General features: G+C 55.0%; 12 protein-coding genes and 1 tRNA gene. 6 read left to right on the top strand and 7 right to left on the bottom strand.

What is annotated here, in order from left to right:
* The first annotated feature begins 82 nt into the window (after positions 1-82).
* The 5 genes from CGZ80_RS17140 (at position 83) to CGZ80_RS17120 (ending at position 7,373) form a co-directional block, all read left to right on the top strand.
* The gene (locus CGZ80_RS17140; protein WP_198953721.1) at positions 83-724 is read left to right on the top strand and encodes a sigma-70 family RNA polymerase sigma factor; all 642 of its coding nucleotides are present in this window, start codon (positions 83-85) and stop codon (positions 722-724) included.
* Positions 724-2,958, top strand: coding sequence for a serine/threonine protein kinase (locus tag CGZ80_RS17135; RefSeq protein WP_094416649.1), 2,235 nt, complete (start codon positions 724-726; stop codon positions 2,956-2,958). Before CGZ80_RS17140 ends, CGZ80_RS17135 begins: the two co-directional genes overlap by 1 nt.
* A gap of 186 nt (positions 2,959-3,144) precedes the next feature.
* Positions 3,145-4,296, top strand: a complete 1,152-nt coding sequence (locus CGZ80_RS17130; RefSeq protein ID WP_094416647.1) for a prenyltransferase/squalene oxidase repeat-containing protein — start codon at positions 3,145-3,147, stop codon at positions 4,294-4,296.
* A 22-nt stretch (positions 4,297-4,318) separates the two neighbouring features.
* On the top strand, positions 4,319-5,098 hold the full coding sequence (locus tag CGZ80_RS17125; protein WP_143543998.1) for a hypothetical protein: 780 nt from the start codon (positions 4,319-4,321) through the stop codon (positions 5,096-5,098).
* A 157-nt stretch (positions 5,099-5,255) separates the two neighbouring features.
* Entirely contained in the window at positions 5,256-7,373 is a 2,118-nt protein-coding gene (locus CGZ80_RS17120) for a peroxidase family protein (RefSeq protein ID WP_094416643.1), read from the top strand.
* Between the two features lie 33 nt (positions 7,374-7,406).
* On the opposite strand, the gene CGZ80_RS17115 is transcribed toward CGZ80_RS17120, so the two are convergent.
* From CGZ80_RS17115 to ligA, 5 genes are all read right to left on the bottom strand, one after another.
* A complete protein-coding gene (locus CGZ80_RS17115; RefSeq protein ID WP_094416641.1) occupies positions 7,407-7,745 on the bottom strand; it encodes a hypothetical protein in 339 nt (112 codons plus the stop codon).
* 6 nt (positions 7,746-7,751) lie between these two features.
* Positions 7,752-8,609: an alpha/beta hydrolase gene (locus tag CGZ80_RS17110; RefSeq protein ID WP_094416639.1), complete on the bottom strand. Its 858-nt coding sequence runs from the start codon at positions 8,607-8,609 to the stop codon at positions 7,752-7,754.
* A 420-nt stretch (positions 8,610-9,029) separates the two neighbouring features.
* Positions 9,030-9,103: transfer RNA gene (locus tag CGZ80_RS17105), tRNA-Met, on the bottom strand.
* Positions 9,104-9,336: 233 nt separating this feature from the next.
* A complete protein-coding gene (locus tag CGZ80_RS28060; RefSeq protein WP_158222748.1) occupies positions 9,337-9,495 on the bottom strand; it encodes a hypothetical protein in 159 nt (52 codons plus the stop codon).
* A 176-nt stretch (positions 9,496-9,671) separates the two neighbouring features.
* Positions 9,672-11,720 (bottom strand): NAD-dependent DNA ligase LigA, encoded by a 2,049-nt coding sequence (gene ligA, locus CGZ80_RS17100; protein WP_094416637.1) that lies wholly within the window; start codon positions 11,718-11,720, stop codon positions 9,672-9,674.
* 226 nt (positions 11,721-11,946) lie between these two features.
* On the opposite strand from ligA, the gene CGZ80_RS17095 reads away from it, so the two are divergent.
* Positions 11,947-12,732: a sugar phosphate isomerase/epimerase family protein gene (locus tag CGZ80_RS17095; RefSeq protein WP_094416635.1), complete on the top strand. Its 786-nt coding sequence runs from the start codon at positions 11,947-11,949 to the stop codon at positions 12,730-12,732.
* Between the two features lie 14 nt (positions 12,733-12,746).
* Here CGZ80_RS17095 and CGZ80_RS17090 read toward each other — a convergent pair whose 3' ends face one another.
* A complete protein-coding gene (locus CGZ80_RS17090; RefSeq protein ID WP_094416810.1) occupies positions 12,747-14,753 on the bottom strand; it encodes an ATP-dependent helicase in 2,007 nt (668 codons plus the stop codon).
* A 164-nt stretch (positions 14,754-14,917) separates the two neighbouring features.
* Positions 14,918-15,556 (bottom strand): hypothetical protein, encoded by a 639-nt coding sequence (locus CGZ80_RS17085; protein WP_094416633.1) that lies wholly within the window; start codon positions 15,554-15,556, stop codon positions 14,918-14,920.
* Positions 15,557-15,558: the final 2 nt, after the last annotated feature.

Below are 15,558 nucleotides of genomic sequence, written 5' to 3'. Positions count from 1 at the left end.
CCGCAAAAGCGAATGCCCTGATCGGTGCTTACCAAGACGATTGCGGGTAGAATAACGCTGCCCGCGATTGGAAAATTGGTAAATGACACAGCCGCAACACAACAGCGAACCGACCTCCGGCACGATCGAACAGTTGATCGCGTCGGCACGCGACGGTGATGGGAGCGCGTTAGGCGACTTGCTCGTTGTTTATCGCAAGTACCTCGTCTTTCTCGCCCGGACCCAAGTTCACGAGAACTTGCAGGTCAAAGCCGACCCATCAGACTTAGCTCAAGAAGTCTGCATGGCCGCGCATGGCAATATCGCCGAATTTCGTGGCGAGAGTGCAGCCGAATTTGCCGCTTGGTTACGTGGGATACTGTCCAATGTCCTGGCCACACACGTGCGGCGTTATCTTGGTACCCAAAAACGCGATGTACGCGTCGAACAGAGCCTGCATCAATCGTTGAACAACGGTTTGAATGACGCTTCGAAATTCTTGCACTCACAGATCGCGGCGGATCTTACCTCGCCGAGTGGTAAATTTGCTCGTCAAGAACGCTTCTTGGAACTGGCATCTGCGATCGAATCTCTTCCGGACGACTACCGTCAAGTGATCGTATTGCGTCACGTCGAAGCGTTGCCGTTTTCTGAGGTTGCCCAGCAAATGGGACGCACCGTCAACAGCGTCGAAAAACTTTGGGTGCGTGCTTTGGCCAAACTCCGGTCTTCGGTCAGTGAATAATGAATGCTTTCGATGATACCGATGTCGAAGACCCACTGGTCATGGCGGTGAAAGAGTTCACTCAAGTGATCGAATCGGGGCAGGCTATTTCGGTCGATTCGTTTCTCGAAAAGTACACTGATATCGCGGATGATCTGCGCCCGGCGCTCGAAGGCCTGTTGATGCTTCATGGCGCCGGGGAATCCGTCGCAAGTCCCACAAAGTCTAGCGATCAGGAATTCGTCGGCCAGCCGGTTGGCGACTTTCAGATTTTGTCAGAGCTCGGACGTGGCGGAATGGGGATCGTCTACGAAGCGCTGCAGTTGTCGCTTGGCCGCAAGGTCGCGCTCAAGGTGCTGCCGTTTGCAAGTGCACTCGACGAAGTCCGCCTGCAGCGTTTTCGCAACGAAGCTCATGCCGCGGCGGCGTTGCACCACACCAACATCGTGCCCGTTTATGCCGTCGGATGCGACCGTGGTGTGCATTACTTCGCGATGCAATTAATCGATGGAGAAACCCTTGCCGAATTGACTCGACGGTTGCGGTTGGACATGGATGTAAAATCCAATTCGTCCGCCGGTGCTTCGCGTTCCGGCCAAACGCCGATCGATCAGACACGCCCCGCACGATCGTCCACTCAAGGGACCTTTCCTAGCAGCCATCGCAGAACCCAGCACTATCGCCGCACTGTCAAAATGATTGTTGAAGCGGCATTGGCAATTGAACATGCTCATGCCTACGGCGTTATTCACCGGGACATCAAACCCGGCAATCTGATTCGCGACCGCATGGGAAAGGTTTGGGTCACTGACTTTGGGTTAGCGCAGGTCGAAAGCGAGGCTTCACATTTGACGCGAACCGGTGACGCGATGGGGACGTTGCGCTACATGAGCCCTGAACAGGCCTCCGGAAATCGTTTGTCGCTCGACCATCGTACCGACATCTATTCTCTCGGCATCACGCTGTACGAATTGTTGGTCTTGCGCCCAGCGTTCGATGGCGAAAACTACCGAACATTGCTAAACGCAGTGGTCGACAAAGATCCGCCGCCTGCCTCCACGATTGATCCCGGACTCCCCAGCGAACTTGACACGATCATTCGCAAAGCGATCGCGAAATCGCCGGCAGATCGTTACCAGTCGGCGCGTGAATTTGCCGACGACCTCCAACGATGGCTTGATGACAAGCCGATTACGGCGCGCCCTCCGACGGCAATCGAACGGCTCAGCAAATGGCGCCGGCGGAATAGCGGATTGGTGGCGGCCGCAAGCGCGATCCTGCTTGTTTCCACAATAGCTTTGGCCGGAACGACGTTTTTTGTCTGGCGGCAACAGCGAATCACCAGCTTGGCGTTGCAGTCAGAGACTCGCGAGCGATTTCGTGCTGAGGCGAGTCTGGCGCAAGCACGCGCTGTCGTTGACACATTCAGCGAACTGAGCGAGCAAGAGCTGGCTTATCGTCCTGATACTCAAGACCTGCGACGTCAGTTTTTGGAAACGTCGTTGGGCTTCTATCAAGATCTGCTCTCACAAAGTGCTGACGATGAGGAATTGTCGAAGCAGATTAAGCAAACGGCCGCAAAAGTGACACGCTTGGTCGACGAGTTGCAGATCCTGGAGAACGTGCAACCGATGTTGCTTCTCAACGACCCAAACGTCCACGTCGAGCTTCAGCTTGATGATGAAGATGCCGAAGCGTTGTTAAATGCGGTCGAGCAATTTCGTCAGCAGCGCGAGCAGTTGGCCAATCAACAAGTCGGTGGACTGTTATCTGAAAACGAAGCGATCTCAAACCTGTTGCATCGGTTCGACAGCTTTGTGCAGTCCGAGTTGTTGCCGCACCAGATGCTGCGACTCAAGCAAATCAATCGTCAGCGCTGGTTGCCGTTTACATTCAAGACGCGTGAAGTGATACGAGAGCTAGAACTTACGCGGGAGCAATCTGTCGATATCAGTCGCATTATCGAAGAAACTCGACCGTCACGGTTCCGTCGACGCGGCGAACACGGCGATTTTCAAAACCCAAATCGCGGGCCAGCCCCACCCAGCCCCCCAGACGCAGACCACGGTGAGTTTCCCAATCCGTCTGACCGCCCTCCGGAAGACAGACGACGGACTGCCCCACATCCGATGATAAAGGGGCCTCCACTCGGTACAGATTACACCGTCTCTGAAATCGAAAAGATTCTCACGCCCAGTCAACTGGAGCGTTGGAAAGCACTTGTCGGCGAACCTTTCGAATTCCGCCGCGACTGACCGCTGGTTTGGCGTCGCTGGGATGGTGGAGGAGTTTTTACCCGGTTTTCCACGACAATTGGGATGTTTTTCAGGGCAATTGGAACGCTCACTGCAACATTCAAAAGAGGCGTGTTTGTCAACACGCCCAAATCTGAATGAAACGCAGCATTCACGCTGTTTCCAGTCCTACCAGGAAAACCCTTCATGATTCGACGACGGAAATTTCACCACTCTCGACGGTTTATTGTTCTTCTCGGTTTGCTCAGCGTTATCCCAAACGTAACCCGCGGCGAAGATAGTCCGGCGGCATCGGCGACCGAGTCGACTGAATCCAAACGCCGGGAAATTGTGGAGAGTGGATTGGCCTATCTTGCAAAAGAAGGGCAAGACGACAAAGGCATGTTCTCCTCGCGAGTCGGCCCGGGGGTCACCGCGCTGGCGGTGACGGCTGCACTTAAAAATGGTCGCAGCCGCGATGACGCAATGGTTGCGAAGGGCCTTCAGGCGCTGGAGAGCTTTGTCCATCCCGATGGAGGCATCTACGGCAACGGTCGATTGCGGAACTATGAAACCTGTGTCGCGATGGTCGCCTTCTCCGAAGCGAACTCGGATGGCAAGTACAACGAATTACTCGCGAAGGCCAAGGACTTTGTCACCGGTGTCCAATACGGTCAAGCCGAACGTGATCCTTCGGATCCCTGGTACGGTGGCGCTAGCTATGGCGGAAACGGCCGTCCCGATCTATCCAACACCGGATATCTGATCGAAGCTCTTCATAGCATGGAAACCAGCTCAAGCGATCCCGCAATTCAGGCCGCACTCGCGTTTGTTTCCCGCTCACAGAATCTGAAGAGCGAACACAACGATACGCAGTTCGCCGACAAAATCGACGATGGTGGCTTCTACTACGAGATTCCGACGGAGAAGATTGATCCGAGTACATCCGCCGAACGCTACTCGCCCAACGGCGGTTTGCGAAGCTACGGATCAATGTCCTACACCGGTTTGAAAAGCATGATCTATGCCGGCCTGACGAGTAGCGACCCACGCGTCAAAGCGGCGATTCAGTGGGTCAGCGATCACTACGATGTAACCTCGAATCCGGGTATGGGATCAGCCGGGTTGTATTACTACTACAACACGTTCGCTGTCGCGCTAGACGTTACCGGTATGAAAACGGTGCAAGACGCCGACGGTAACAGCCACGATTGGCGAAAAGACTTGGTCAGCGAGCTTGCCAAACGTCAAAACGATGATGGTAGCTGGAGCAATACGAACAACCGTTGGTTCGAGAACGACAAGAACTTGGCGACTTCGTTTGCACTGCTCGCACTCTCGCACGCGGCGTCCAAATAGTTTTGAAGGAGTCAACGGATCCATGCAATCAGCTGAACCTCAACTCCGTCATTTGAGACCATCGTTCGCGGTGCTAGCGATGACGTTTTATGTTGCGATGCTGATTGCATTTGTCAGTTGGCTGCTCGCTGACCCCGTCGCTGAAGAACAAATGACGCTCTTGCGCGACGGCAGTGCATCGATGAATTTTGTCTCTGCGACAGAGGTCATGATCGAGTCGGTCGGTGAAACTCGTGTTTGGATGATGGGGATCGCTTGCGCGGCACTGGTCGCCTTCACAGTTTTGGTCGGCCTGCGATTCTGCATGCGACGGCAGTTTTCGCTGCGACAAATGCTCACCACGACGGCGCTCATTGGCGCCTGGTGCGGAGCCTTGGTCGCCAGTCATCAGATCACATGGAGCGGAAAACGGATTCGTGCCATGTTTCGGGTTGATGCTCTCGAACAGCTCGCCCAAACCCTGCATCACGATTGGCCCCAGGCTGATGGGGAAATCGAAGGCCTGGGGCCTTTCAACGCATACCCCAGCGTGCGGCCGTCCGTGTTGTTGCTTCTCACGCCGTTTCCGCTGCAAGGTACAGACACGGTCATCGCCGCAATTGAACGCGGTTCGAACGGTGCACTGCGTTTTCAACTCGGCGGAAAAGACGGTGGCGACTGGATCGAATGGCACGACGCATCCAGCCTTCCAGCTAGCTTTAAGGGCGGATTGGCGGATGACCACCAGTTGCAGCGGTTCAGCGAAATTGGCCCGAACTGGTATTTAGTTCGCTATACGGACGAACAGACACAATCGGGTTGACCCCTACTCGGGACGGATTAGGCTTTAGCTCCGACGTATTTGCATCGAGCCGCCCATCCTTGCTGGTCGCCCCAACCGATGAACTCTGTTTCTCTCTGTGAGTCGACGGAATGCGTCCGTGTTGACATCTGCCTCAAACTGATTTGAGGCGTCACGGATGCGATCAATTAGACGCTTGCTATCGACCATTGAGGTGCGATCGCGGCAGCGACGTGTGCGAGTTCGGCGCCGGCTCTCTGCTGAGCGGCTCCACGACCGACGTGTCTTTACAGCGGTGCCGCTGCACAATTTTTTCGACGCCGAAGACGTCAATGATGATGGTCTGATTTCACCTTCGGACGCGCTTGCGGTGATCAATGCGATGGCCAGTCCCACGCAAAGCAAGCGTGTGATGTTCACCGACGTCAACGAAGACGGCGTCAACTCCCCGAGCGACGCGTTGATGGTGATCAATCGCTTGGGACGCGAACGAGGCCGTGCAGACAACGAAGGACCTGCCAACACCCTGATGAACTCGTTGCCTAAACCGGTCAGCGAATATCGCTCTTTCGATGGCAGCAACAATCATCCGACCAATTCGGATTGGGGGGCTGCGGGACAAGCACTTCTCCGTCTCGCTGATGAGGACTACTCCGATGGTGTTTCGCAACCGTCGGGCGTCGATCGTCCGAGCCCACGTGTGATCAGCAATCAGCTTTCCGCCGAGTCGCCGCTGGAGAAACGAAATGATCGCAACCTGTCGCCATACCTCTATCTATGGGGGCAGTTCCTTGACCACGACATCGGATTGACAGAACCCCCGATCGAACCGGAGCATCGAGAGTCGTTTTCGATTGAAGTGCCCGTTGAAGACCCTTGGTTCAATCCATTGGGGCGAAGTGATGTCTCTATTCCATTCACACGCAGCGACTATGACTCCTCGACAGGAGACCCTTCGGCAACGCCCCGCCAGCAACTGAATTTGATCACTAGCTTCATCGACGGATCCCAGATTTATGGTGTCAGCGAAGCGGACAATGCCCGGTTGCGATCTTTCGTTGCCGGTCTATTACTCGTGTCCGACGGCCAGATGCTGCCGAAGGATAGCGACGGCGAAATAATGGCGGGCGATGTCCGTGCGGCCGAAAACATCGGCCTAACCGCAATGCACACGCTATTCGTACGCGAGCACAACCGCCTCGCCAAGCAACTTGCGATTGCCTATCCGGAGATGAACGATGAGGAGCTTTTTCAACAAGCTCGAGCAATCGTGATCGCCGAATTGCAGTCCATTACCTACAACGAATTTCTGCCCGCGCTTCTTGGCAAGCGGCAAATGAAACCGTACTTGGGCTACGAGATTGAAGTCAACGCGGGCATCGCCAATGAATTCTCGACTGCCGCATTCCGGTTTGGTCACAGCACGATCAATCCGGAAATCGAATTGTTCGACAATGACGGCCTAGCCACGTCGGACCCTATCTCGCTGACTGATGCGTTCTTCAACCCAAGCATGCTTGACGAAATCGGAATCGATCAAGTGCTCAAGTTCGACGCCTCGACTTTGGCAATGGAAGTCGATCTCGAAGTTATCGATACGCTACGGAATTTCTTGTTTGGTCCTCCCGGGGCTGGCGGACTCGATCTCGTCTCCTTGAATATCCAGCGCGGACGTGACCATGGATTGGATGATTACAACTCGGTGCGCGTCGCTTGCGGTTTACCGCCGGTTGCGACGTTTGCTCAGATAACTTCCGATCCAGACTTGGCAGCGAGGCTGGAAGCAATTTATGGGAACGTAGACAATGTCGATCTTTGGGTAGGCATACTGGCTGAGGACCATCAGTACGGAAGTTCCGTCGGCGAACTCGGTCGAAAGATTGTCGCTGACCAGTTCCGGCGGCTGCGCGAAGGGGATCGCTTCTACTTCGAAAACGTTTTCAGCCAATCGGACATCGAACGTATCAAGCAAACCAGCCTTGCAGACATCATCGAACGCAATACCGAAGTCACCGGACTGCAAGACAACGTGTTCTTCTTCCGTGCACAGATCGAAGGATCAATCATTGAACATCCCAGTGGTGGACCGGTCGCTGCAGTAGCGGTTGAATTGCGTGCCGCTGACGGCGAAGTCCTTCAATCGGTTTTGACCGACGAAAAAGGGAATTTTCAACTCGATCAATTCAAGGTGACCGGTTCCTACCAAGTCCATTTGCCGGGGGCGAATCAAAGCCGACTTGTCTCAATCACGAGCGGTGACCAACGATACCAAGATGTCAGTTTTGTACTGACATGAATTAGGCGTCCGTCGATGCGCACTCAGTGAAGGCTAGCGTTTCGATTGCGATTCCATTCGGTCAAACATCTCGTTGAAACTCTCACGCATACATTTGACCGAACACCAATGGAGGTCGAACTGACCACCTTCGACGGAATCGACGAGTTCGTCCCCGCACGAATCACGCATGTCGGGTTGGGCTCCGTGAAAGCCAATTGCCAAAAATGCCTCTAAACGCTCCTCGTGAACGGAATCCATGCGATCCTCAGAAAGCAGGATCGCACCGCCGCTGAGATACGCAAAGCCGTCTGATATTCCGCAACCGCAATTGGGGCAACTTAACATCACGCTGCTTTGTCCGCGAAGAAGCGGAGACTTTGATTCCTTCATCGACGTTTACTTTTCTGAAGATCCGCTTGTCTTGACGCCAGAAGCTGGCAGGTCGGCCAGGAATTGATCGAGCTGTCGAATGTAGTCATTGGTCAGCCAATCGTTGTGATTCGCTCCTTCGATTTCAACGAACCGCTTTGGCATCTTTGCTGCTTGATAGAGCTTTTTGCCAAGTGCAAGCGGAATGGTCCGGTCTTCGGTGCCGTGACTCTGCAGTATGGTGGCATTGCAATTGGCGATCGCGCTCTCGGAGTCTAGTTTGGCTTTTGGGACCAACCAGGCGAGTTTTGGAAAATGAACCGTTGCAACATCACGAAGCGATGAAAACGTGCTCTGCAAGATGATCGCTCGCGGTGGCGAATTCGCCGCAAGTTGAACCGCGATCGCACCACCAAGAGATTCGCCCATCAGTACGATGTCGCGATCATTGACTTTTGCAAGTTCACGAAGCTTTGCCCTGGCCGCCTCCGCGTCCTGCAACGCTCCTCGCACCGTTGGCTTTCCTTCGCTTTTTCCGTAACCGCGATAGTCAAATAGAAACACGGCTACCTTCAGTTCGGACTGCAAATAACGCAGCCACTGGGTACGCAGTGCGATGTTTCCCGCATTACCGTGACTCCACAAGACAACAGCTCGCGGATCGTCAACCGGACAGTACCATCCATGTAGCTTGGTCTGATCGGCCGCAGTGAAGTAAACGTCTTGATGGACGACGTTTCTCGCCGACCAATCGCCTTCCGGGTACTTCACAGGATGGAATAGCAAGACTTCATCCAGTGTCGGACCGGATCCCTGCGCTGGGCATTCTGCTGCGCACAAGACGCTCGCGATCAACGCAACGGTCAAGACAAGCGGATAGAGCATCGACGGACGTATGAAATGATGTGTACCAAGACAAAAGTCACGGGCCGTCTAAATCGTATCACAGACCGCCACGCCCCACCGACTCCTCCCAACATTGCCCCGTCTGCCAGAAAGGTACCAGGTACCTTTTCCAGCCCTCTCGGGGGCATTTCGCAGTGGATGAAGCGGTGAGTGCCAGCCTTTGCCATGCCAAGTCGCTCTCGCCATTTCATTCTTTGAGCCAAAGGTCCAGCCGATTACAAAGCCTAGCTCGCAGAGCAACAGGTCCAATCCGTTGCAAAATTCTGCGTTCCGCTGGGTCCGCTTCGGTAAATCAGCACCTTGGGAAATCACCCAGACTGCCTAAAAGGTACCTGACACCTTTTTGGGTGGGCAATGAAAAACCCGCGTGAAATTGCTTCCACGCGGGTTTTTATCTAGTAGCGGCAGAGGGACTCGAACCCCCGACACGCGGATTATGATTCCGCTGCTCTAACCAGCTGAGCTATGCCGCCTTATTAAATTTTGGAGTGCCTTCGGCGAGGCACATTATTTACAAAACATCGGTCCGCCCAACAAGGGCCTCCCGGTGTTTCCGAGCCCGATTTTTGAATCATCGTTGCCCGATGCTACCTGCTACTTGTCGTACAACGGACTCGCCTAAGTTCACGTCGTTTGGAAACATTTTCGCTTTCCATTTGTTTCGTCGCAAACAGGCGTTCAAACGAAGCTCTTGCCCCGACTTCCTTTAGTCAAAGTCGCCGAAATCGGCATCGAAATCGCCGTCCCACCCGCTACTGGAACTGCGTTCGAATCCGCCCATCGAAAAGATCGCGAACAGCAGCCCGACACCTAGCACCAAACCGATGCCGACAAAAATCTGATTTTCCTGAATGAAGGCTTCCATCGCGTTGTTACCTCGTTCGATTCGTGTGCCCAGTGAACTGATATAAAACTACGTCAACTCTCTCAGGCTCAAGAACTTCCGAGAACAGGCCACTGAAAACTTCGTCAGCCTCGGGGCGACAAAACCCACCGCTCTGATTAGGCAGGTTCTATGCGTCATACCACTGGTACCTGTTGCTACGACTCGATCAATTCCCGGAACTGCTCTTCAGTGAGCACTTCCACGCCTAGTTGGTTCGCTTTGTCCAGCTTGCTGCCCGCCTTTTCTCCGGCAACCAAGTAATCGGTGTTCTTGCTGACGCTTCCCGAAGCTCGTCCTCCCAGGGACTCAATCAGCTTCTTGATCTCATCACGCTTGAAGTGCACCAGCGTCCCGGTCACGACCAACGTTTTGCCTTCCAGCGGCAACGATCCAGCCTCGGTGACCTGCACTTCGTCTTCCAGTTTCACGCCAACAGCAGCAAGTGCATCCAGGGTTTCCGTCCCATAACCGCTGTGCAGAAACTCGTGCAAGCTTTTCGCGATGCGATCGCCGATTTCGTGAATCGAAGCAAGGTCTTCAGTCGTTGCTTTGCGAAGTAACTCCACTGTCGGATACTTCGCCGTGATAAGTGATGCCACGCGGGGCCCGATATGACGAATCGAGATTGAAGACAGTACGCGAGCGAGTCCGCGCTCCTTGGTCCCCGCGATCCCTTTCACCAGGTTCTCCGCGTTGCGTTTACCAAACTTCACCTCAACCAGCTTGCCGTCTTTGCCTTTGCGTTGCTTTTTCCAATCCAGTTCGCCGAGTTGTTCCACCGTCAAGCGATACAGGTCCGCGTAATTGTGGACCAACTTGTGAGTCAGCAACAGATCAACGACTTCTTCCCCCAATCCATCGATATCCATTCCCGGTCGGCTGCCGAAATAGATCAAACGTTGTTTCAGCTGTGCGGGGCATTGTGGGTTGGGGCAACGGATATAGACCCCGCCTTCGTCGCGAACCAATTCCGTCTTGCACTTCGGACAAGCCACGGGAAACTTGAACTTGGGCAGCTTCTTTGTCCGTTCGTGTTTTTCAACCCGGACGACTTTGGGGATAATCTTGCCAGCCTTTTCGACGACGACGACATCGCCGACGCGAACATCAAGCCGTTCGATCTCGTCTGCGTTGTGAAGCGATGCGCGGGACACCGTCGTGTCGGCAATATTGACCGGCGCTAAATGGGCTACAGGAGTGATCGCGCCGGTCTTGCCGACTTGGACCGAGATTTTTTCAAGCGTCGTGGTCGCTTCGTAGCGTTCGAGTTTCAACGCGATCAACCAGCGTGGGCTTTTGCTCCGCATGCCAAGCTTTTCACGCACCGCGAAATCGTTGACCTTGAAAACGATCCCGTCGATTTCGAAAGGCAAATCTGGCACCGATTCATCCAGCTTGGCTGCGGCTGCCAAAGCGTCTTGCCACGAATCAAAAAGCTGCACGTCAGGCGTCATCGGAATGCCATATCCGGCGACCTCTTTTAGAAAGTCCATGTGGTTGGTCGCTTTCAGTCCTCCACCCAAACCGATGCCATGGCAAAAGAAACGTAGTTTGCGTGCGGCGGCAATCGACGAGTCCAACAGACGAATCGTTCCGGCGGTCACGTTGCGTGTATTCTTGTAAGGTTCGCCACCGGCGGCGACCTGCCGGTCATTCAACTCCGACAGTTCTTCGTTGGTCATGTAGACTTCACCGCGAACTTCCAGCACGTCTGGAATGTCGTCGCCGGAAAGTTTCAGCGGGACGTCGCGTATCGTTCGCACGTTGTGCGTGATGTCGTCGCCGACGGTGCCGTTGCCGCGAGTCAGGCCAAGATCCAACCGGCCGTCAGTAAAGCGAATTGATGCGGCGACGCCATCGATCTTGTACTCCATCACCCAGCTGCACTTTTGACCTTCAAGCAGCTTGTCGGTGCGTTCGAAGTACGCCTTCAACTCATCCAGCGAATACGTGTTGTCGATCGACAGCATCGGAACCGAGTGCTCGACCTGTTCCAGGTGCGGCACGGGCGCGTCACCAATACGCTGCGTCGGCGAGTCAGCGGTCAGCAGTTCGGGATGCTTCGTTTCCAGACCCCGCAATTCCTCCAGCAACCGGTCGTATTCCAAGTCCGAGATCGAAGGCGTGGCAAGCACGTAATACGAATGATCGTGCTTGCGAATTTCGTCCCGCAATTCCTCGACGCGCTGTGCCGGCTCGGACATGAATTCTCAGACCTGAAAAGAAGGAAGCGTGATGTCACGGTCGATCGACCATCCTGGCGATTGCCTATGATAAGCGATCGAAAACCGGCGGGAACGGGAGGCAATCGGAAGGGGCCTAGCGGAGCGGCGAGCTTCGCTTGCTCGGATTGCGGTGGCAAGGTAATTTCACGGTAATTGGCCGCCCGCAGCTTTAATGACCTCTTACCAGTGTTTGACAGTTTCCCTAATGACCGAACTGAAACTCGCAATTCGTTTGGATAGCCTTCGATTGCCGCTCAAAAAGTCGCTGGACGTCGCGGCGCGAATGGGGATTCACTCGGTGGAACTCGATGGGCGAGGCGAAGTCCATCCGGAAGGGCTAACTGATACGGGCTTGCGTCATTTCAAGAAGCTGCTCGACGAACGTAATTTGCGCGTGGCGAGTATTCGATTTCAAACGCGACGTGGCTATGACAATCCCAATGACTTGCAACGCCGCGTCGACGCGACCAAGTCGGCGATGCAGTTGGCATACAAGCTTGGTGCCCGTTCGGTGATCAACCACATCGGGTTTGTTCCCGATGACGAATCGGACCCTCGCTTTGAAACCCTGTCTTCGGTGCTGCAAGACCTTGGACGCTATGGGGCTCGCGTGGGGGCCTTCTTGTGTGCCGAAACGGGCGCCGAATCAGGCGAAACGCTACGTCGTGTGCTGGAGAAGGACGACGAAGGTTTTATCGGCGTCGCGTTCAATCCGGGGCAACTGGTCGTCAACCGCTATGACGCGATCGAATCGTTGAAAGTTTTGAAAGACCGTGTGCAAGTGATCTGTGCGACGGACGGTGTCCTTGACCTTGCCGCAGGACGTGGGATCCGCGTCCCGATCGGCGAAGGCACCGTGGACTTTCCGATGATCTTGGCGACGATGGACGACGTTGATTTTAATGGCCCACTGTTGGTCGGTCGCGAAGACTCGACGCTCGACGAAATTCGCCAAGGCGTCAACTATCTAGCGAATCTGATGCGGTTCTGATTTGGCCTCGCCAACTACCGCGAGCGAGCAACCCTGCCGCCGCGAGGCTTTTGGTATTTCTTTGCGTTCTCGGCTTGGCCGGTGACTTCGTAAAGAAACTGGCTAGGGATGGTCGGGACCGCTTTACCCCATTTCCGCCGCGTCAATGCCAGCGACATGGTCAGTTTTTCTTGGGCGCGAGTGATGCCGACGTAGCACAAACGTCGTTCCTCAGCGATGTCTTCGTCTCGCCCGGATTTAACGCTTCGCGAGTGCGGCAGCAGACCTTCTTCGAGTCCGACCATGTAGACGACAGGGAACTCCAGTCCTTTGGCGGCGTGCAGCGTCAGCAACCACACCGCGTTTTGCGCCGCCAGCTTGTCTTTCTCGTTGCCCATCTCGCGACCAGCCAAGGCGATGTCGGCCAAGAAACCGGTCAAGTCGGCGTCTTCGCGGCCGTCTTCGAACGCTGACATCGCGTTGGTGACTTCACCGAGCGAGTTCAAGCGGTTTTGGCGGTCTTCTGGTTCGTCGTAAAGTCGATTGATCTCGTCGCTGTACGATGTCTGCGTCAGCAGTGTTTCCATCGCCGCGGTCAGCGAATCGCTTTTCGCCCGTTGATTGACATCGTGGTGAATCGATTGCAACTGAGCCACGCCACGTTGTGCGGCGGGCGACAGTTCGGCGACGACTTCGGGACGCTGCATCACTTGCCAAATCGGGACACCGGCGGCGACGGCATGTTCCATCAGCGTCTTGACCGATTTGGCACTCAAGCCACGCGCCGGCGTGTTGATCACTCGCAGCAACGAGACTTCGTCGTCCGGTTGGTCAATCCACTTCAAGTACGCGACCATGTCACGGACTTCGCGGCGATCGAAGAACGACTGGCTGCCCAACATCACATACGGCACGTTGGCTTTGCGTAGTTCGGTTTCGAACAGACGTGGTTGTTCGTTGGTTCGGAACAGGATCGCGATATCGCGCGGCTGGATGTGTTGGTTTTCGATCAGGTGTTTGATTTCGCTGACGACCGACTGAGCTTCCTTCGTTTCGTCTTTGTGCTGTGCGATCCGTGGGCGAATACCGTCGGGACGTGAAGCGCGAAGGATTTTGTCGTGGCGATACTTGTTGAACTGGATCAGCCGGTTGGCCATTTCCAGAATCGACCCGCAACTCCGATAATTCGCTTCCAAACAAACGACTTTCGCATCCGGCCAGTCGTTTTTGAAGTTCAAAATGTGGGTCACGTCAGCGCCACGCCACGCATAGATCGATTGATCATCGTCACCAACAACGCACAGGTTTCGATGGCGGTCGGCGAGGTGGCGGGTGATCCGGTATTGGCTGCCGTTGGTGTCTTGGTATTCGTCGACCAGTACGTGATCGAAGCGTTTTGCTTCTTCGTCGCGGATCGCGGTGTGCTCGTTGAACAGAATTTCGGTTTGCAGCAGCAGGTCGTCAAAGTCCATCGCGCCGCGGCTTTTGAGGCCTTCCTGGTAGCGACGGTACCCGGCGGCAGCCAAGTGTTCTTTATCGTTGGATGCTTCTAGCGGCGCGCGGTCAGGCAGGATCGACGCGTTTTTCCAGTTGCTGATGATGTTCAGCAAATCCCCGGGTTTAAGCGCCGTGCCGGGCAATCGCAATTCGCGAAGCACCGATCGTGCGAGCGACTCTTGGTCGCTGCGGTCATAGATCGAAAACTTATCGGGGTATCCCAGTGCGGTCGCGTGACGGCGGAGGACTTTCACGCAGTGGGCGTGAAAGGTACTGATGGTCGGCTCGGGACGTTTTTCACCGCGTTTCTTTTTCTTTTTGGCATAGCCGAGCAGTTCGCCAATCCGCTCCTTCATCTCGCCGGCCGCTTTGTTGGTAAACGTCACCGCCAGAATTCGGTCGGGCGAAGTACCGTGCTTGATCAAGTTCGCGATACGGAACGTGACCACACGGGTTTTTCCAGTTCCGGCGCCGGCGAGCACCAACAGTGGACCCGAAAGTGTGTTTACCGCGTCCGATTGAGCGGGGTTCAATCCGTGAGCCAACGAGGAGCCTGCTCGTGAGAGTTCAAAAAAAGCGAACACGGCAGCGCGGCGTAACCGGCTGCCGTGAAGATTTAACGTCGACGCGAAATGCTAATGATTCTGCGAGGTTCGGCAAGCGAAAAGTGTGTCCCGTTGCCGGCGCACAAAATTAACGCTGTCCATCATTAACGCTGTGCGTCGCGATCAATGATTGGGTCAGCCGATCCGGTCGACAGCAGCATCAGGCCGCCTTGTTGCGGCTTTCCCGAGTTCAACAAGGTGCGGTTGAAGGGGATGTAGTAGCACGCGTATTGGCCGGTCGACGTGTTGAGCACATAGACGACAGACGAAGCGACTGGGTTGTTGTTGCTGCTGGGGGCATCGACCAGCCCAGTCGCCATCATGAAACCAGCACCTTTGCTGCTTCCCAGGACATCTTGGACGTTGACGGTGAACAAGCCGAGGAATTTTCCGAGGCGAGGGTACATCACCGAACACTGCAGCAGTCCAGAATTGTGGTCCAACACGAACAACCCTTCGGCTTCATTGCTGACCAAACCAGTTGCCATCGAAAATTTTTCGCTGGTAACGGCGGCGGTCGCATTGAGGGCTGGGAACTGCCACTGGGCGGCCGGATTCAACGTCGATTGTTGACGGATCGCATGCGATTGTCCGGCAAAGTAAGCGGCCGCGAACGTTGCGATCAGCGTGGTTGTCGCAAACACGGCGGCGAGTTTTGCACCCTTTCCAATTCCCCGGGGGGAATCGACAGCTTGTTTAGCAGTCGACGATTCGGTGTTGGATTCGGTAGGCAAAGCAGTCATGA

Origin of the sequence: Rhodopirellula sp. MGV (genome assembly GCF_002251265.1) — a bacterium.
Lineage (GTDB): Bacteria > Planctomycetota > Planctomycetia > Pirellulales > Pirellulaceae > Stieleria > Stieleria baltica_A.
The sequence above is the reverse complement of the archived record's forward strand: the minus strand, read 5'-3'. Positions and strand labels throughout refer to the sequence as shown.

Coding starts and splice junctions, on each gene's coding strand:
- CGZ80_RS17140 (WP_198953721.1), top strand. CDS start 83: ATGACACAGCCGCAACACAACAGCGAACCGACCTCCGGCACGATCGAA.
- CGZ80_RS17135 (WP_094416649.1), top strand. CDS start 724: ATGAATGCTTTCGATGATACCGATGTCGAAGACCCACTGGTCATGGCG.
- CGZ80_RS17130 (WP_094416647.1), top strand. CDS start 3,145: ATGATTCGACGACGGAAATTTCACCACTCTCGACGGTTTATTGTTCTT.
- CGZ80_RS17125 (WP_143543998.1), top strand. CDS start 4,319: ATGCAATCAGCTGAACCTCAACTCCGTCATTTGAGACCATCGTTCGCG.
- CGZ80_RS17120 (WP_094416643.1), top strand. CDS start 5,256: ATGCGATCAATTAGACGCTTGCTATCGACCATTGAGGTGCGATCGCGG.
- CGZ80_RS17115 (WP_094416641.1), bottom strand. CDS start 7,745: ATGAAGGAATCAAAGTCTCCGCTTCTTCGCGGACAAAGCAGCGTGATG.
- CGZ80_RS17110 (WP_094416639.1), bottom strand. CDS start 8,609: ATGCTCTATCCGCTTGTCTTGACCGTTGCGTTGATCGCGAGCGTCTTG.
- CGZ80_RS28060 (WP_158222748.1), bottom strand. CDS start 9,495: ATGGAAGCCTTCATTCAGGAAAATCAGATTTTTGTCGGCATCGGTTTG.
- ligA (WP_094416637.1), bottom strand. CDS start 11,720: ATGTCCGAGCCGGCACAGCGCGTCGAGGAATTGCGGGACGAAATTCGC.
- CGZ80_RS17095 (WP_094416635.1), top strand. CDS start 11,947: ATGACCGAACTGAAACTCGCAATTCGTTTGGATAGCCTTCGATTGCCG.
- CGZ80_RS17085 (WP_094416633.1), bottom strand. CDS start 15,556: ATGACTGCTTTGCCTACCGAATCCAACACCGAATCGTCGACTGCTAAA.